Origin of the sequence: Streptomyces antibioticus, assembly GCF_002019855.1 — a bacterium.
Classification (GTDB): Bacteria; Actinomycetota; Actinomycetes; order Streptomycetales; family Streptomycetaceae; genus Streptomyces; species Streptomyces antibioticus_B.
Window position 1 is genome coordinate 3,851,457 of record NZ_CM007717.1, and the last position, 14,994, is coordinate 3,866,450.

A 14,994-nucleotide genomic window follows, 5' to 3' on the forward strand; every position below is an offset into this window, starting at 1 on the left:
CCCGGCGCGCCGTCGCGTGCGCCCTCACAGATCCAGGACGCCGCCCTGGTCCCGGAGCCAGCGGTCGACCTGGACGACCATCTCGACGTTCATCCGGTGCAGCCAGTCCTGGGCGGCCGCCTCGCCCTCGGGGGTGATGACGGCACGGGCCGCCTCCAGGTCCAGCAGCGGCCGTACGGGCGCCGCCGGATCGGCCAGCACCTCGGCGAACTCCTGGTGCAGGGCCTTGGTGTAGGTGGCGTCCTGGCTCACCGGGAAGGGGGCCTTGGGCCGCTCCAGCACCTGTTCGGGCAGCAGGTCCGCGGCGGCGGCCCGCAGCAGGCTCTTCTCCCGGCCGTCGAAGGTCTTCAGCCGCCAGGGGATGTTGTACGCGTACTGCACGAGGCGGTGGTCGCAGAACGGCACCCGCACCTCCAGGCCGGAGATCATGCTGAGCCGGTCGTTGCGCTCCAGCAGCCGGGGCAGCCAGTGCGTGAGGTGGAGGTGGCAGACCTCGCGGGCCCGGCGCTCCTCGGTGTCCTCACCGGGCAGCCGGGGGATGCCAGCCATGGCCTGCGCGTACCGCTCGGCGTAGTAGGAGCCCATGTCCAGGCGGGACTTGAAGGCCGGGGAGAGCAGCCCTTGGCCCAGGCCCTCGCGGGTGCCGGGGTGCCACTGCTCGAAGGCGACCCACGGGAACTGCTCCTCGTACGCCAGGTCGGGGATGTGCACCCAGCTATAGCCGCCGAAGATCTCGTCGGCGCTCTCGCCGGTGAGCGCCACCTTGGAGTGCCGGCTCACCCCGGCGAACGCCTGGTACGTGGAGGTGTCCATGTCGCCGAACGGCGCGGGAATGTCCTGGGCGCGCAGCACGGCCCGGCGGGCGGCCGGGGCGATGAGGTCCGCCGTGGTCAGCTCGATCTCCAGGTGGTCGGCGCCGATGTGGTCGGCGACCGCGCGCGCATAGGGCGCGTCGGGGGCGCTGCGCACCAGGTCGGGCTGGAAGTTGTCGCTGTATCCGCTGTAGGTGACGGTGGTGGTGCGCACCCGCCCGCCGTTCTCCGCGGCGAGCGCGCGGGCGGCGAGCGCGGCGACCGTGCTGGAGTCGAGCCCGCCGGAGAGCAGGACGCTCAGCGGCACGTCGGAGACCAGCTCGCGGGCGACACTGCTCTCGAGCAGCTCGCGCACGGTGCGGACCGTGGTGTCGAGGTCGTGCTCGTGCGGGCGGGCCTCCAGTTGCCAGTAGCGGCGCAGGACCGTGCCCCCCTCGCCGTGGACGAGGGTGTGGCCGGGGGGCAGGTCGCGGATGGCGCGGTAGACGCTCTCGCCGGGCGCGCGGGCCATGGAGAACAGCACGCGCAGGCCGTCGAGGTCGACCGTGGGCCGCACCGCCGGGTGGGCCAGCAGGGTCTTGGGCTCGGAGGCGAAGACCAGGCCGTCGGCGAGCGGCGCGTAGTAGAGGGGCTTGATGCCGAAGCGGTCCCGGGCGAGGAAGAGGCTGCGGCGGCGCGGGTCCCAGACGGCGAAGGCGAACATGCCCTCCAGGCGCTCCACGCACCGCTCGCCCCACTCCAGATAGGCGTGCAGGACCACCTCGGTGTCGCTGCGCGTGGTGAAGCGGTGGCCGCGGCCGGCCAGCTCGGCGCGCAGCTCACGGAAGTTGTACACCTCGCCGTTGTAGGCGAGGACCGCGAGCGGCTGCTCCCCGTCGGCCGGGCCGTCCACCGGGACGCCGGGGCGGGCCGCGGTCATCGGCTGATGGCCGCCGGGTACGTCGATGACGGCCAGCCGGGTGTGGACGAGTGTCGCGTGCCCGTCCCGCCACACGCCCCGGTCGTCCGGTCCGCGGCAGGACATCGTCCGTGCCATGCCCTCCGGGAGCCCGGGGTCCTCTCGGCCCGGTCCGCCCTCTCGGACCACCCAGCCTGCGATGCCGCACATGGGGAATCCCCTTCCGTGTCCGGTGAGTTGCGTCGGCCGCAACCGTCGTCCGGGGCGCTCGAAACGGCGTGGAGGAGCGATGGACCCAAGGTCACTCCGGCGCCGCTCCCCGGCGGAAGGCGGGCACCAGGAACGCCCCGACCGTGAGGTGCAGCAGGACCAGGGTGATCCGGTTGCCCGCCGAGAGCCCCTCGGCGAACAGCGGGGCGAACAGCGACAGCACGAGCACCGCCACGGCGAGGACGGTCCAGACCGTACGCGCGCGGCCGGGCGCGAAGCGCTCCAGCAGGGCGAGCAGGCCCCAGCCCAGCAGGGAGACCACCGCGACCGAGACGACCACGACGGTGAGCGGCAGTTCGCTGGTGGACGTGGAGCCGGGGCCGTCCGGGACCCGCAGGTCCAGGTCGAACGGGCCGTGGGCGACGAGCCAGATCAGGGCGCCGGCGAGGACCGCGCCGACGACGGCGAGCGCGCGGACGCGCACCCGGCTGTCGCCGCGCGCGCCGGAACGGGCGGGGGTTGCGGACATCCGGACCTCCTGGGGAACGGGACGACGGCCGACCGGCCAAGGATTGCCGCCAAGGATTGCTGCTAATGACACATGTATGACGTTAGCACATGATTGCTCGGGACCCAACGCTGTCCGCCCCACATACATGCGGGTACCGTTGAACACGTGAGCGCTGCGAACACCTCCGAGGACGCGGAGACGACGACGGAACACCCGCCCGCCCGGCCCGAGGTGCTGACGGCCGTGGAAAGGGCACTGATCCGCATTCGCCGGCGGCAGTCCCGGCGCACCCTGGCGCGACCGGTCGTGCAGGGCATGTCCGAGCCGGTCGACCTCAGCACCCTGGCGGTGGTCGACGCGGTCGACGAGGGCACCGGCGAGGGCAACAAGGACGTGACCGTGGGATTCGTCGCGGACCGCCTCGCCATCGACCCGTCCCGGGCCAGCCGGATCGTCGCCGACGCGGTCCGCACCGGATTCGTGCGCCGCGTCGCCTCCCAGGAGGACGGACGCCGTAGCTGCCTGGAGCTCACGGCGGCCGGCCAGGACGCGGTGGCGGCCGCCCACCGCACCCGCCAGGACTTCTACGCCACCGTCCTGGAGAACTGGGACCCGGCCGAACAGGAGGAGTTCGCGCGGCTGCTCACCAAGTTCGTGCACGCGCTGGACGACGCGGCGGGCGGCTGACCGCCCTTCGAGTGAGCTTCGAGACCGCCCGGCGAGGCTGACGGTGCCAGAACCCCGCATCGACGGCGCGTCGGAGCCCCGCTGCCGCGGGGGAGTTCGCGCCCGGTCCCGAAGGAGGCGCGACGGTGAGCACGACCGACCGGACCACAGGGGCACAGCCCCCGAAGGCACGGGGCGACCGCCGGTCGCCCCGCACCGCGACGACGGCCCCCGGGCCCCCTGCCCGGCAGGACTCCACGGCCCCGCCCCTGCGCCCCCCGGCCGCCGTCGGCTGGGCCTACCTCATGGTGATCGTGGCGACCCTCGCCGCGATCGCCAGCAACGTCTTCGAGATCAGGCACCAGGTCGAGACCGGCGTGGCCGGCGCCGCGACCACCGGTGACCTGGCCCTGACCATCGCCTTCTGCGCGCTGTTCGGCTTCTTCGCCGAGATGCTCCGGGCCGGCCGCCAGTGGGGCCGGGTGCTGCTGACCATCTTCACGTCCCTCGGCCTGGTCTTCACCGGCCTCGGCCTCGCCCAGCTCGGCGGCCGGCCGCTGGTCGGCCCGCTCCAGGCGAGCCTCGCCGTGGCCAGCCTGATCCCGTCCGTCATCGGCCTGGTCCTGATGTACGTCCCCTCCGTGAACCGCTGGATGGCCGCGGTCCGCGACCGCAGCCGGACCATCTCCCCGCGGCTGCGCAAGGCGGTCCTCACCGTCCATGTGGCGATCTCGGTCGGCTGGCTGGGCCTGGTGACCGGGATGTTCGCCATGTCGGTGACCGGAGCCACCACGCACGACGCCGAGCTCCAGGCCGCGATGTACCGCACCATGTCGCTGCTCGACGAGATCTTCCTCGGCATGACCAGCATGTTCGCGCTGATCAGCGGAGTCGTGGTGAGCGCGGGCACCAAGTGGGGCCTGCTGCGCCGCAGATGGGTGGCCACGAAGTTCTTCCTCACGATGGGCGTGATGATCCTCGGCTTCTCCGTGATCCATCAGCTCATCCTCGAGGCCAACACGCTCGTCGACGAGGGCGCGCCCGTCCGCGGCGGCCGGCTGGACGGCGTCGGCTGGGCGATGAGCGGCACCGCCCTCCTCGCGCTGCTGTCCCTGGTCTTCATGACCGCCGTCTCGACGTACAAGCCCTGGGGCACGACCCGCTGGAACCGCGCCCCCGCCGCGAACGCCGCCGCGCGCACCGCCCCGCGTCCCGCCCGCCCGTCCGTATCCGAAGGACAGTCATGACAGCGATCCAGGACACCCAGGTCCTGCGCCACAGCCGCATCCTCTCGGTCGGCGTGCACCGGCCGCAGCGGTCGGTCCCCAACAGCGAGATAGCCGAACGGACCGGGCTCGACCCGGACTGGATCGAACGCCGCTCGGGCATCCGGTCCCGCCGCTACGCCGCACCCGAGGAGACCCTGCCCGCCATGGCGACGGCCGCCGCCGAGAAGGCCCTGGCCGCCGCCGGCATCGGCGCCGACCAGCTCGGCACGGTCGTCGTCGCCACCATCACCTCGATGGAACAGATGCCCGCCGTCGCCGTGGAGGTCGCGCACCGGCTGGGCGCCGCACGGGCCGCCGCCTTCGACGTCTCGGCCGCCTGCGCCGGCTTCTGCCACGCCGTCGCCCTCGCCTCCGACCTGGTCCGGCTCGGCCGGTCCGAGTACGTGCTGGTCATCGGCGCCGAGCGGATGACCGACATCCTCGACCACCAGGACCGCGACACCGCCTTCCTGTTCGCCGACGGCGCGGGCGCCGTCGTCCTCGGCCCCTCCGACGAGCCCGGCGTCGGCCCCGTCGTCTGGCGGGCCGACGGCACCCGCAACGCGGCCCTGAAGATGACCGCCCCCTGGCACGACGGCACCGGCCGGCGGCCCGACGACCGGCCGGCCATCACCATGTCCGGCTGGAAGGTCTACCGCTGGGCCACCGAGGAACTCGTGCCCGCCGCCCACCGGATGCTGGAGCTGGCGGGCGTCACCGCCGACCAGCTCGACGCGTTCATCCCGCACCAGGCCAACATGCTCATCACCGACCATGTCGTCGGCGAGCTGGGCCTGACCGGACGCACCGCCGTCGCCCGCGACATCGTCACCTCCGGCAACAGCTCCGCCGCCTCCATCCCGCTCGCCATGGAAGAGCTGCTCTCCTCCGGCCGCGCCCCCTCCGGCGGCCTCGCCCTCCTGATCGGCTTCGGCGCCGGCCTGGTCTACGCGGGACAGGTCGTACGGCTCCCCTGACCCGCGCCCACGACAACGGGCGCCCGGCCGGTCGGCGGTCCGGGCGCCCGTTCTCATGCCGTACGACGGCCGCGCCGCCCGCCACGCACGGCGACGCCGCGGAGAGGAGGACTCCCCGCGGCGTCGCCGTGCGTGCTCGTCGTCAGTACGCGGCCGCCACCTCGAACAGGGCGAACGGGCTCGGACGGCCGCGGTCCTGGAAGGCGCGCAGCGGGGACGTGGTGCCCCGGTGGGCCGCCCCCTCCTCCCAGGCCCGGAAGGCCGCCAGGCTGTCCCAGGCACTGAGGACCGCGTACCCGCCGGGGGCGGTCAGATCGCGCAGCAGCTCGTTGCCCAACAGACCCGGGGTGCCGTCGAGTTCCTTGCTGATGAGGTGGTACGCCTCCTCGACCTGCGGCACCTGCTCGGCCTCCGCCCGCAGATGCAGCAGCACCCGGACCCGGCCGGGGGCGGTGCTCATCGGACGCCCTCCAGGACCTGCATCATCGCCAGGGAGCCGCCCTCACGGTACGGGTGCAGCTTCTCCCGGTGGCGCACATGCCCGGGGCTGCTCTCGAACTCCAGGAACGCCTCGCGGTCGGTCCAGTCGCTGACCACGTAGTAGACGTCGTCCTCCAGGGCGCTGCGGGCGAGCGCGTGCCCCAGGTTGGCGGGCTGGGCGGTGACCTCCGCGCTGCCCTGCGCCCAGACCTTCTCGAAGTCGGCCGCCATGCCCGCCTTGACCCGCACGGTCAGCAGCACCCGGAACGGCCCGCTCTCCTCGGCCATCTCAGACCCCTCCGTCGACGTGCAGGGTCTCGCCGTTGACGTACGTGGACAGGTCGCTGGCCAGGAACAGCACGGCGCCGGCGATCTCCTCCGGGCGGCCGAAGCGGCCCAGGGCCATCATGCGCAGATAGCGCTCGTTGTACGCGGCCCGCTGCTCGTCGGTCAGCTCGTCGGGTTCGGCGGTGTCGATGACGCCGGGCGCGACCACGTTGAACCGGATGCCCTTGCCGCCGAGTTCCTTGCACAGCGAGCGGGTGAGGCCCACGAGTCCGGCCTTGGACGCGGTGTAGTGGCCGCGCAGGGGTATGCCGGCGACGGCGCCCCGGGAGCCGATGTTGATGACGGAGGAGCCCTCGCGCAGCAGCGGCAGCGCCTTGCTGATGACCATGAACGGGCCGGTGAGGTTGGTGGTCAGCACCCGCTCCCACTCCTCGAACGGCAGCTTCGCGAACGGGATCTGGCTGATCACGCCCGCGTTGTTGACGAGGACGTCCAGTGTGTCGAACCGGCGGCGGGTCTCCTCCAGGAGCCGTTCCACTCCCTCGGCGGTGCCGACGTCCGCGCGCACCAGCACATGGTCACCGCCGATCTCCTTCAGCTCGCGGGCCAGGCTGTCGACGGCCTCGCCCTCCTGCCGGTAGCAGGTCACCACCGTGGCGCCAGCCCTGGCCAGGGCCAGGACGATGGCGCGCCCGATCCCCCGGCTGCCACCCGTGACCAGTGCGTTCCTGCCGACCAGTCGAAGTTCCATGCCATCCTCCGTGCTCTCGCGGCTCCTGCCGCGTCCGATCGGATCGGTCCGTTGTCATCGGCCGTCGGGGACCGGGCGGCACTCCAGCACCGCCCAGCGCCCGGCGACCGGCTCGTTCACCAGCTCGAAGCCCGCCGTCGCGAGCAGCGCGCGCCACTGGTCCTCGCCGCGCTCCCGGCCGCCGAACCGGACGAGCATGTCCAGGTCGAGCAACTTGCCGCGGTCCCAGTCGTTGGCGGGACCGACCAGGAACTCGCAGATCAGCAGCCGCCCTTCGGGCACCTCCCGCAGAGCCTCGTGGATCCGGCGCAGGATCGCGGCGGCCCGTTCGTCGTCCCAGTCGTGCAGGACGGCCTTGAGGACATAGGCGTCGCGGCCCGCCGGCAGTTCGTCGAAGAAGTCGCCCGGCACCACCTCGACGCGGTCGGCGACCCCGGCCTCCTCCAGCAGCTTGGGCGCCTCGTCCACCACCGCGGGCCGGTCGACGAGCGTGCCCCGTACCCCGGGGTGGCGGGCGAGCAGCTCGGCGAGGAACAGGCCCCGGCCGCCGCCCACGTCGGCGAGGCGCGGGAAGCGTCCGAAGTCGTAGGAGTCCAGCAGCATGCGGGAGGTGGCCCGGCTCATCCCGGTCATCGCCCGGTCGAACAGGGCGCCCGCGGCCGGGTCGCGCTCCAGGTGCTCGAAGAAGCCGTGGCCGTAGACCTTCTCGAACGCGGGGCGGCCGGTGCGCACGGTGTGCATCAGCTCGCCGTAGGAGCGCCACAGCATGTCGTCGCCGTTGTAGAGGACCATGTCCCGCTGGCTGCCGGGCACGTCCGCGCGCAGGGCCTGGCCGACGTCGGTGAGCGTGTAGCGGCCGTCGGGTTCCTCGGCGAGGACGCCGAACGCGGCGGCCACCCGCAGCACCCGGCCCAGCGCGTCCGCGTGGGTGCCGGTCCGCTCGGCGAGGGCGGCGACCGTGAGCGGGCCGTCGGCGAGGGCTCCGGCGATGTCGAGTTCGGCGACGACGTGCAGCACGCGGGAGATGCGCTTGCCGTCGGTGAGCAGCAGCAGCCGCACATGGGGCGGCAGCGCGGCGGTCATCGCCGGGCCGACCACTGCGGTCATGGAGTTGTCCACACCTTCTCCTTCTCAGATGAGTACGGCGGCCGCGGCGACGTTGGTGAGCAGCGCGGCGACGGCGAGCGAGCCGCGCACCCGGTTCCAGCGGATCCAGCGCTCCCGGGGGTCGAGCCGGTCGAAGTCCACGGGCAGGTCCTGCGGATCGAGCGTGGACAGCCACCGGTTGATCGGGACGTTGCGGGTGAGCGACACCGTCATGGCGGCGGCCAGCAGCAGCGCGGCGAGGGCGGCGAGCAGACGCACCGCGGTCCGGTCCCCGAGGGCGGCCAGGGCCAGGTCGCACAGCAGGCAGCTCAGCAGCGACACCGGCATGAACGGGTCGAAACGGGTCACGAGCCCCTTGTGCACGGGCACGTACATCCCGGTGGGCAGGGTGGTGAACAGGGGCGCCGCGAGAACGGATATGGCCAGGCCACCGGCCGCGAGGCCGCCGGCGAACAGTGCTACGGGCAGCAGGATCTGAACCGGCTCGACCACGACTCCACCCTCCGGACCTGTCGCCGCCCGGTGCGGCGAACACCTGCCACGACTGTCCGGGCCCGCGGTCGAAGCGAACTCGAAGACCGCTTGACGATCACGGGCGGCGCTCGTGTCGAGCACCGCTCCACAGCGAATCGAGCAGGCCGGGGCACGGTGTCGGACACCACAGCCAAGGCCGCAGGACCGGGAGTCGTCATGCTCGAAGAAGTGCTGAGCGGGGTCGTGCTGATCGGAACGGGAACCGTCACGGGCGTCTTCGTGGCGGTGCTGGTCAGCGTGGGTCCCGCGATGTCCGCCATGGACCGCGCGGACTATCTGCGGGCCCACGCCCTGCTGGGCAAGGGGTACCACCCGCTGATGCCGCTCCTGGTGAACGCGGTGACGCTCAGCGGGTTCGCCCTGGCCTTCCTCGCCGAGGGGCCGGGCCGGGTGCTGTTCCCGCTGGTCTCCGTGCTGCTCATCGGGGTGCAGGCGGTCTCGCACCTCGGCAATGTGCCGATCAACCGCTCCCTGAGCGCGCTCGCCGCGGACGGCCCCTGGCAGGACCCGCGTCCGCTGTGGCGGGCCTGGCACCGGCTGCGCACCGCGCTGGCCGCGCTGGCCCTGGTCGTCGTCACCTTCACGGTGCTCACCACCCGCTGAAGTTCCCAGAGTTCCGACAGGAGGAACCGTCATGCCTCTGGACGCCATCACCTACCGCGTCCGTCCCGGTCACGAGGATGAGCTCACCGAGGTCTTCTCGCCGCACACCTTCACCCGGGTCGACTCCCCGATCATCAGGGACCCCTCCGGGGCGGAAGTGGGGATGCTGCTGGGGACCGGTCTGTTCGTCCAGGACGACGTCCTGGTCCGGGTGATCCATCACGACGGCGTGGGCGCGGCCCAGGTCGCCCAGCACATGTCGGTGCAGAAGGGGGTGCGCGAGGCCGAGCGGGCGATCAGCCCCTATCTGACCGAGCTGCGGGACACCGAGACCCCCGAGGGCTTCCGCCGCCACTTCCACCGCAGTCTGATGACGGTGCTGGAGCAGCACAGCCCCGACGAGCGGCCCGCCCTGGGCACCGTCGCGCTGCGCTACCCGCTGCGGCCCGGCGCCGGCGCGGAGCTGACCGCGTCCCGCAAGACCGTCAACAGCAAAGCCTCCCTGACCCTGGCCCGAGAACATCCGTCGATCATCCGCACGGCGCTGTTCCTGCACGAGGACGCCCTGGTGCGGGTCGTGCAGTACGACGGCCATCCCTACGACGTCGTCGGCTACCTCACGGACCGCTGTCACGGACAGGACGCCGAGCGGTGGCTGGACCCGTATCTGGAGGGCGACGGGCGGCCCGAGCATCCGGACGCGTATCTGGCGCTGGTGCACGAGCAGGCGATGCTGATGATCGCCCACATGTCGGCGCTGGGGGTCGGCTGACACCGCGTCCTCCGCACGGAAACCGCCGCCGGTGCGCACCGGCGGCGGTTTCCGTGCGGCCAGGGGTGCCGTCAGACCTCGGGGTGGTCGAACCACTCGCCCAGCTTGGTGCCCATCAGCGGGCTGCCGCGCAGCTTCAGCTTCCCGGTCAGGAACGCCTTCGCGCCGGGCAGTTTGCCGACGCCCATGGCGAGCATGTCCGGGAACTTGATCCCGATGGTGATGTCCGGGCTCTCGTGCAGGCCCTTGTCGGTGCGGCAGGTGCCGCCCTCGACATGCACGTAGTGCAGTTTCTGGCCCTCGGCGGAGGCGATGTCGAACTGGAAGACGCCCTTCTGCCCCTTGGCCTTCTCGGGGTTGAACTCCGACACCAGCAGGTCGAAGATCAGCGTGAGGGCGGCGTCCAGACCGCCCTCGCGCTCGGCCACCGTGGCCTCCAGCGACTTGGCCGGCACGGACTCCACCAGCTCGATCAGCTCGGTCACCTGTTCGGCTTGCGTGCTCATGCGTTCCTCCCGTTCGTTTCAGCCGGCCACTTCGTGGCGGGACAGGTCGGTGCCGGACAGTTCGTGGAGCGGTTCCAGCAGGCTCATCGCGCCGCCCTCGCGCATCGGCCAGAGCCGTTTGAGGTACGCCTGCTGGGCGTCGCTGCGTTCGAAGGCGCGGAACGACGGCTCGTCCGTCCAGTCGGTCAGCACCGTGTAGCAGCCGTCCAGGCCGGCCTGCCGGTACAGGCGCTGGCCGTGGTTGTCGGGGAGCCGGCGGACCTCCTCGGCGTGGCCGCGCCACAGCTCCTCGAACTCGCTCTCGCGGCCGGGCGCGATCCTGATCTCCAGCAGGACCCGCAGCCCGGCGCTCACCGCGGCACCGCCTGCCGCGCGGCCTCCTCCACCAGCCCCTTGATCCGGGCCATCTCCCGCCGGGTGTTGGTGTTCAGCCGCTCCGCCATCTCGGGGTCCCCGAAGGGCAGGCCCTGGCGGACCGTGAACTCCTGCTGCCAGCGCATCTCCACACCGGCCTCGGTCGGGGTGTACGACCAGTACAGGTTCATGAACTCGAACGGGCCGGTCTCGATCCGCCGGGCCCGCACGGTACGGGTGACGGGGTCCGGGGTGCGCTCGGATACCCAGCTCCAGACCTGCCCCTGCTCGTCCGGGTGGAGGGTGAGCCGGAAGCGGACGGTCGCGCCGTCGCGCTCCAGGATCTCGGCCGCCGCGTACTCGGAGAACAGCTCCGGCCAGGACTCGACGTCGTTCGTCATGTCCCACAGCAGCTCCATGGGCGCGTCGACGACGATCGCGTTGTCGGTACGGGCCATGTCAGACCGCCGCCAGGCTGGTGTTGACGTAGTCGATCACGGCCTGCGGGGACTCCATCGACTCGATGGCCTCGTCCGGGATCTTCAGCCCGTACTCGCGCTGGAGCTGGCTGGCGATCTCCAGCACGGCGAGCGAGTCGTAGCCGAGGTCGGTGAAGGGCGTGCCGAGATCGCCCTCGGTGATCTCCTGGCCGTCGGCCTCGCCGATGCAACGGCCGATGACCGCCTTCAGGTCGTCGAAGCTGATGCTGCTCATGTGTTCCTCCTGGATGTCGGCCGTTCCTCCGGGAAAGCGGCGCGTTTCGGCGTACGGGGTGGGGTGGAAGGGCGCGGTGGGCGGGGCGGACGCTGCGGTCACGCCGCGCGCAGCACGACGGCCGCGTTGAAGCCTCCGTAGCCCCGGGCGAGGACCAGGGCGGTGCGCAGGGACGCCTCGCGGGGCCGGTCGGTGACCAGGTCGAGGTGGTGGGCGGGGTCGGGGCGGACGTTGACCGAGGGCGGGATCACCTGGTCGCGCAGGGCCAGGACGGCCGCCGCCACGTCGAGGGCGGCGCCACCCGCGTAGAGTCGGCCGGTCATCGTCTTGGGGACGGTGACCGGGACCCCCGCCGGGCCGAAGACGCCGGTGACGGCCTCCGCCTCCTGACGGTCCAGCTCGGGAACGCCGTAGCCGTCGGCGAAGACGACGTCGATGTCCTCAGGGGCCGTGCCCGCGTCCGCGAGGGCGAGTTCCAGCGCGCGCCGGATGCCGGGCGGACGGCCCGAGCCGGGGCGCGGGTCGGTGGTCGCGGCGTAGCCCGCCAGCTCGGCGTAGATCCGGCCGGCGCCCCGGGCGCGGGCGTCGGCCGCGCTCTCCACGACGAGGATCGCGCCGCCCTCCCCGGGCACATAGCCGCCGGCCGCCGGGTCGAAGGGCACGAACGCGCGCTCGGGGCGCGGCTCCTCGCTCAGCCGCCCGTTGGAGAGCTGGCAGACCAGCCCGTACGGCGACAGGGAGGCGTCCGTGCCGCCGGACAGGACGAGCCGGGTGCCCTTGGCGAGGACCCGGCGGGCCTGGGCCAGGACGTCGAGGCCGCCGGCCTGCTCCGAGCAGAGCACCCCGCAGGGCCCGCGCATGCCGTGCCGGATGGACAACTGTCCTGTGGTGGCCGCGTAGAACCAGGCGATGGACATGTAGGCGCCGACCGCCTGCGGCCCCTCGGAGTAGAGCTTCTGCAGCTCCCGCTGGCCGAACTCGACCCCGCCGGAGGAGTTGGCGGTGATGGCCGCCATGTCCAGGTCGGCGAGCGAGTCCTCGGCCACGCCCGCGTCGGCGAGCGCCTCGTTGGCGGCGGCGAAGGCGTACTGGGTCATGGCGTCGGTCTCGGCGACCAGCCGGGCCGGGGCGTGGTCGGCCGCGCGGAACCCGGTGGCCTCGCCCGCGACGGTCACCGGATAGCCGGCCGGGTCGAAGCGGCTGATCCGGCCCAGCCCCGAGCTGCCCTCCAGGGTCGCCCGCCACCAGGTCTCCCGGTCCAGCCCGTTGGGGGCGACGACCCCGACACCGGTGATGACGGGCGCGCTCTCCCGGTCACGTACGGCGCTCACGCGATCCTCCTCGGCGAGGTCAGCACCACGGCGCTCTGGAAGCCGCCGAAGCCGCTGCCGACGCTGAGCACCACGTCCAGGTCCGCCTCGCGCGCGGTGCCCGGCACATAGTCCAGATCGCACTCGGGGTCGGGTTCCTCGTAGTTGGCGGTGGGCGGGACCGTGCCGCGGTCGATGGCGAGGGCGCTGGCCGCGATCTCGATGGAGCCGATCGAGCCGAGCGAGTGCCCGACCATCGACTTGATGGAGCTGACGGGGATCCGGTAGGCGTGGTCGCCCAGGCTGCGCTTGTAGGCGGCCGTCTCGTGCCGGTCGTTCTGACGGGTGCCGGAGCCGTGGGCGTTGGCGTAGTCGACCTCGTCCGGGTTGATCCGGGCCTCGTCGAGCGCCGCGGTGATCGCCTCGCCCATCTCCCGTCCGTCGGGGCGCAGTCCGGTCATGTGGTAGCCGTTGGCGCGGGCGGAGTACCCGGCCACCTCGCAGTAGATCCGGGCCCCGCGGCGGCGGGCGTGCTCCAGTTCCTCGACGACGAACACGGCCGAACCCTCGCCGAGCACCAGGCCGTTGCGCCGCCGGTCGAACGGGCGGCAGGCGTGTTCGGGGTCGTCGTTGCTGGTGGAGGAGGCGCGCAGGGTGTCGAAGCAGGACACGGTGACCGGGTAGATCGGCGCGTCCGTGGCCCCGGCGACCATCACCTCGGCGGAGCCCTCGCGGATCAGGTCGACGGCGTACCCGACGGCGTCGATACCGGCGCAGCAGCCCGAACTGACCACGGTGGACGGCCCCTCGGCGCCGACCGCCCAGGCCACCTCGGTGGCCAGGGAGCTGGACATCACGTACGAGTACAGATGCGGCACCCCGTAGTCGGGGTCGACCAGCCACCGGCGGCCGTTGTCGCTGACGGTGCGGTACTCCTGCTCCATGGAGATCGCGTTGCCGACGCCGTTGCCGATGCTCACGCCCCGGCGGTGCGGGTCGGTGGCGTCCAGGTCGAGGCCGCTGTCGGCGACCGCCTCCCGGGCGGCGGCCAGCGCGAACTGGCCGGCCCGGTCGGTGCGCCGGATCTCCTGGTACGACAGTCCGGCCCGCTCGGGGTCCCAGTCGACCTCGGCGCCGATCCGGCTGCGGAACGGGGCGGGGTCGAAGAGGGTGATGCGCCGGGTCGCCGTACGGCCCTTGACGATCATCTCCCAGAACTCCTCGCGGCCCGGCCTGCCCGGGGCCACGACGCCGATGCCGGTGATCACCGCGCGGGCGGTCATCGGGCGTCCCCCACTTCGGGCAGGGTCCCCTCGCCCGGCAGCGGCTCGCAGTCGACGTGGCCGAGTTCGGGGCGGGGTGCGAGCGGGCCGAGGAAGAAGGCGACGTGGGCCTGCTCGTCGCCCGGATTCTCGATGCGGTGCCGTACGCCGATGGGGACCATGAAGGACTCCCCCGGCCCCAGCACCAGTTCCCTGCCCTCGACCCGCAGCAGGATCCGGCCCCGGATGGTGTGGAAGAACTCCTCGGAGTACGGGTGGTAGTGCTCGGAGACGAACTCGCCGGGCTCCAGCGTGCCGACGCCCATGAAGCCGGACGTCGCACCGCAGGTCTTGGGGCTGAGCAGCACGCGTAGATCGCCCCCGCGCCTGCGGTTGGGTTCCACGTCGTCGAGGGCGACCTTGATGAGGTCGGTGGTCTGCATGGTTGCTCCACAGGAGTGGGGAGTGGGGATCCCGGTCTGGCGGGGAAGGTGTGCGGCGGAGTGCGGAAGCGGCAGGTCAGGGCGTCCAGCGGTAGAAGGGCTCGGCCATGGAGTCCTTCGGTTCGCGCCACGCGGGGTCGTAGGGCGTCATGTACTGCTGGAGCCGGACGTTGATGTCCTCGTAGAGCGGGTGGCTGCGGGCCTGGTAGAGGCGGTCGCCGATGGCGTCCTCGGCCTCCACCAGGTGGAAGTACAGGCCGTGGAAGCGGAACAGCGTCCGGCGCTGGACGCCGATCATGTGCGGCAGGTCGGTGGCGTCGGACTCGGCGAAGAGTGCCGCCACCTTCTCCGCGTCGGCGGGGTCCATCCGCGCGACGATGAGGGTGCGGTGAGCCATGGGTTCTCCCTCGGGGAAAGGGACAGGGACGGGCAGGGACGGAGACTCGGACTCGGCCTGAGCGGGGGCGTCGTCCGGCCTGATTTCGATGGTGGGTCGGCCGCCTTGAGGGGGCGTCCAGGCCAACTCGA

At 72.4% G+C, this 14,994-nt stretch carries 20 protein-coding genes; 5 read left to right on the forward strand and 15 right to left on the reverse strand.

Features of this window, described 5'->3' with window-relative positions; all coding sequences use genetic code 11:
* Positions 1 to 24: 24 nt before the first annotated feature.
* Positions 25 to 1,920, reverse strand: a complete 1,896-nt coding sequence (asnB, locus tag AFM16_RS17160; RefSeq protein ID WP_078633837.1) for an asparagine synthase (glutamine-hydrolyzing) — start codon at positions 1,918 to 1,920, stop codon at positions 25 to 27.
* A gap of 91 nt (positions 1,921 to 2,011) precedes the next feature.
* Entirely contained in the window at positions 2,012 to 2,449 is a 438-nt protein-coding gene (locus AFM16_RS17165; RefSeq protein ID WP_030784988.1) for a DUF6069 family protein, read from the reverse strand.
* 147 nt (positions 2,450 to 2,596) lie between these two features.
* On the opposite strand from AFM16_RS17165, the gene AFM16_RS17170 reads away from it, so the two are divergent.
* The 3 genes from AFM16_RS17170 (at position 2,597) to AFM16_RS17180 (ending at position 5,342) form a co-directional block, all read left to right on the forward strand.
* Positions 2,597 to 3,118, forward strand: coding sequence for a MarR family winged helix-turn-helix transcriptional regulator (locus AFM16_RS17170; protein WP_030784991.1), 522 nt, complete (start codon positions 2,597 to 2,599; stop codon positions 3,116 to 3,118).
* A gap of 125 nt (positions 3,119 to 3,243) precedes the next feature.
* On the forward strand, positions 3,244 to 4,344 hold the full coding sequence (locus tag AFM16_RS17175; RefSeq protein ID WP_179123284.1) for a hypothetical protein: 1,101 nt from the start codon (positions 3,244 to 3,246) through the stop codon (positions 4,342 to 4,344).
* Positions 4,341 to 5,342, forward strand: coding sequence for a beta-ketoacyl-ACP synthase 3 (locus tag AFM16_RS17180; RefSeq protein WP_030784998.1), 1,002 nt, complete (start codon positions 4,341 to 4,343; stop codon positions 5,340 to 5,342). Before AFM16_RS17175 ends, AFM16_RS17180 begins: the two co-directional genes overlap by 4 nt.
* Before the next feature lie 142 nt (positions 5,343 to 5,484).
* Here AFM16_RS17180 and AFM16_RS17185 read toward each other — a convergent pair whose 3' ends face one another.
* The 5 genes from AFM16_RS17185 to AFM16_RS17205 are packed head-to-tail and all read right to left on the reverse strand — an operon-like array spanning position 5,485 to position 8,460.
* The gene (locus AFM16_RS17185) at positions 5,485 to 5,802 is read right to left on the reverse strand and encodes an antibiotic biosynthesis monooxygenase family protein (RefSeq protein WP_078633838.1); all 318 of its coding nucleotides are present in this window, start codon (positions 5,800 to 5,802) and stop codon (positions 5,485 to 5,487) included.
* Entirely contained in the window at positions 5,799 to 6,110 is a 312-nt protein-coding gene (locus AFM16_RS17190; protein WP_030785003.1) for an antibiotic biosynthesis monooxygenase family protein, read from the reverse strand. The genes AFM16_RS17185 and AFM16_RS17190 overlap by 4 nt, the downstream gene beginning before the upstream one ends.
* A gap of 1 nt (position 6,111) precedes the next feature.
* Positions 6,112 to 6,861, reverse strand: a complete 750-nt coding sequence (locus AFM16_RS17195) for an SDR family NAD(P)-dependent oxidoreductase (protein WP_030785006.1) — start codon at positions 6,859 to 6,861, stop codon at positions 6,112 to 6,114.
* Between the two features lie 54 nt (positions 6,862 to 6,915).
* On the reverse strand, positions 6,916 to 7,968 hold the full coding sequence (locus AFM16_RS17200) for a methyltransferase (protein WP_078636987.1): 1,053 nt from the start codon (positions 7,966 to 7,968) through the stop codon (positions 6,916 to 6,918).
* Positions 7,969 to 7,992: 24 nt separating this feature from the next.
* Positions 7,993 to 8,460 (reverse strand): anthrone oxygenase family protein, encoded by a 468-nt coding sequence (locus tag AFM16_RS17205; protein ID WP_030785011.1) that lies wholly within the window; start codon positions 8,458 to 8,460, stop codon positions 7,993 to 7,995.
* Positions 8,461 to 8,658: 198 nt separating this feature from the next.
* On the opposite strand from AFM16_RS17205, the gene AFM16_RS17210 reads away from it, so the two are divergent.
* Both AFM16_RS17210 and AFM16_RS17215 read left to right on the forward strand, forming a co-directional pair.
* Positions 8,659 to 9,105: an anthrone oxygenase family protein gene (locus AFM16_RS17210; protein WP_030785013.1), complete on the forward strand. Its 447-nt coding sequence runs from the start codon at positions 8,659 to 8,661 to the stop codon at positions 9,103 to 9,105.
* Between the two features lie 31 nt (positions 9,106 to 9,136).
* Positions 9,137 to 9,877, forward strand: coding sequence for a SchA/CurD-like domain-containing protein (locus AFM16_RS17215; protein ID WP_037875022.1), 741 nt, complete (start codon positions 9,137 to 9,139; stop codon positions 9,875 to 9,877).
* Between the two features lie 71 nt (positions 9,878 to 9,948).
* Here the strand turns inward: AFM16_RS17215 and AFM16_RS17220 are convergent, their stop codons facing one another.
* The 8 genes from AFM16_RS17220 to AFM16_RS17255 all read right to left on the reverse strand — a co-directional run bounded on the left by AFM16_RS17220 (position 9,949) and on the right by AFM16_RS17255 (position 14,863).
* Positions 9,949 to 10,383, reverse strand: a complete 435-nt coding sequence (locus AFM16_RS17220) for an SCP2 sterol-binding domain-containing protein (protein ID WP_078633839.1) — start codon at positions 10,381 to 10,383, stop codon at positions 9,949 to 9,951.
* Between the two features lie 18 nt (positions 10,384 to 10,401).
* Positions 10,402 to 10,737 (reverse strand): antibiotic biosynthesis monooxygenase family protein, encoded by a 336-nt coding sequence (locus tag AFM16_RS17225; protein WP_078633840.1) that lies wholly within the window; start codon positions 10,735 to 10,737, stop codon positions 10,402 to 10,404.
* Positions 10,734 to 11,195, reverse strand: a complete 462-nt coding sequence (locus AFM16_RS17230) for an SRPBCC family protein (protein WP_078633841.1) — start codon at positions 11,193 to 11,195, stop codon at positions 10,734 to 10,736. The genes AFM16_RS17225 and AFM16_RS17230 overlap by 4 nt, the downstream gene beginning before the upstream one ends.
* Before the next feature lies 1 nt (position 11,196).
* A complete protein-coding gene (locus tag AFM16_RS17235) occupies positions 11,197 to 11,451 on the reverse strand; it encodes an acyl carrier protein (RefSeq protein WP_030785025.1) in 255 nt (84 codons plus the stop codon).
* Positions 11,452 to 11,549: 98 nt separating this feature from the next.
* A complete protein-coding gene (locus tag AFM16_RS17240; RefSeq protein ID WP_078633842.1) occupies positions 11,550 to 12,782 on the reverse strand; it encodes a ketosynthase chain-length factor in 1,233 nt (410 codons plus the stop codon).
* Positions 12,779 to 14,044 carry a beta-ketoacyl-[acyl-carrier-protein] synthase family protein gene (locus AFM16_RS17245; RefSeq protein WP_030785031.1) on the reverse strand — a complete coding sequence of 422 codons (1,266 nt, stop codon included), beginning with the start codon at positions 14,042 to 14,044 and terminating at the stop codon, positions 12,779 to 12,781. Before AFM16_RS17245 ends, AFM16_RS17240 begins: the two co-directional genes overlap by 4 nt.
* Positions 14,041 to 14,466, reverse strand: coding sequence for a cupin domain-containing protein (locus tag AFM16_RS17250; protein ID WP_030785034.1), 426 nt, complete (start codon positions 14,464 to 14,466; stop codon positions 14,041 to 14,043). Before AFM16_RS17250 ends, AFM16_RS17245 begins: the two co-directional genes overlap by 4 nt.
* A gap of 76 nt (positions 14,467 to 14,542) precedes the next feature.
* Entirely contained in the window at positions 14,543 to 14,863 is a 321-nt protein-coding gene (locus tag AFM16_RS17255) for a TcmI family type II polyketide cyclase (protein WP_078633843.1), read from the reverse strand.
* Positions 14,864 to 14,994 lie beyond the last annotated feature (131 nt).

What these genes read in the sequence shown, in the direction of transcription:
- asnB (WP_078633837.1), bottom strand. Translation starts at nt 1,920, where the DNA reads ATGTGCGGCATCGCAGGCTGGGTGGTCCGAGAGGGCGGACCGGGCCGA.
- AFM16_RS17165 (WP_030784988.1), bottom strand. Translation starts at nt 2,449, where the DNA reads ATGTCCGCAACCCCCGCCCGTTCCGGCGCGCGCGGCGACAGCCGGGTG.
- AFM16_RS17180 (WP_030784998.1), top strand. Translation starts at nt 4,341, where the DNA reads ATGACAGCGATCCAGGACACCCAGGTCCTGCGCCACAGCCGCATCCTC.
- AFM16_RS17185 (WP_078633838.1), bottom strand. Translation starts at nt 5,802, where the DNA reads ATGAGCACCGCCCCCGGCCGGGTCCGGGTGCTGCTGCATCTGCGGGCG.
- AFM16_RS17190 (WP_030785003.1), bottom strand. Translation starts at nt 6,110, where the DNA reads ATGGCCGAGGAGAGCGGGCCGTTCCGGGTGCTGCTGACCGTGCGGGTC.
- AFM16_RS17195 (WP_030785006.1), bottom strand. Translation starts at nt 6,861, where the DNA reads ATGGAACTTCGACTGGTCGGCAGGAACGCACTGGTCACGGGTGGCAGC.
- AFM16_RS17200 (WP_078636987.1), bottom strand. Translation starts at nt 7,968, where the DNA reads ATGACCGCAGTGGTCGGCCCGGCGATGACCGCCGCGCTGCCGCCCCAT.
- AFM16_RS17210 (WP_030785013.1), top strand. Translation starts at nt 8,659, where the DNA reads ATGCTCGAAGAAGTGCTGAGCGGGGTCGTGCTGATCGGAACGGGAACC.
- AFM16_RS17215 (WP_037875022.1), top strand. Translation starts at nt 9,137, where the DNA reads ATGCCTCTGGACGCCATCACCTACCGCGTCCGTCCCGGTCACGAGGAT.
- AFM16_RS17220 (WP_078633839.1), bottom strand. Translation starts at nt 10,383, where the DNA reads ATGAGCACGCAAGCCGAACAGGTGACCGAGCTGATCGAGCTGGTGGAG.
- AFM16_RS17230 (WP_078633841.1), bottom strand. Translation starts at nt 11,195, where the DNA reads ATGGCCCGTACCGACAACGCGATCGTCGTCGACGCGCCCATGGAGCTG.
- AFM16_RS17235 (WP_030785025.1), bottom strand. Translation starts at nt 11,451, where the DNA reads ATGAGCAGCATCAGCTTCGACGACCTGAAGGCGGTCATCGGCCGTTGC.
- AFM16_RS17245 (WP_030785031.1), bottom strand. Translation starts at nt 14,044, where the DNA reads ATGACCGCCCGCGCGGTGATCACCGGCATCGGCGTCGTGGCCCCGGGC.
- AFM16_RS17250 (WP_030785034.1), bottom strand. Translation starts at nt 14,466, where the DNA reads ATGCAGACCACCGACCTCATCAAGGTCGCCCTCGACGACGTGGAACCC.
- AFM16_RS17255 (WP_078633843.1), bottom strand. Translation starts at nt 14,863, where the DNA reads ATGGCTCACCGCACCCTCATCGTCGCGCGGATGGACCCCGCCGACGCG.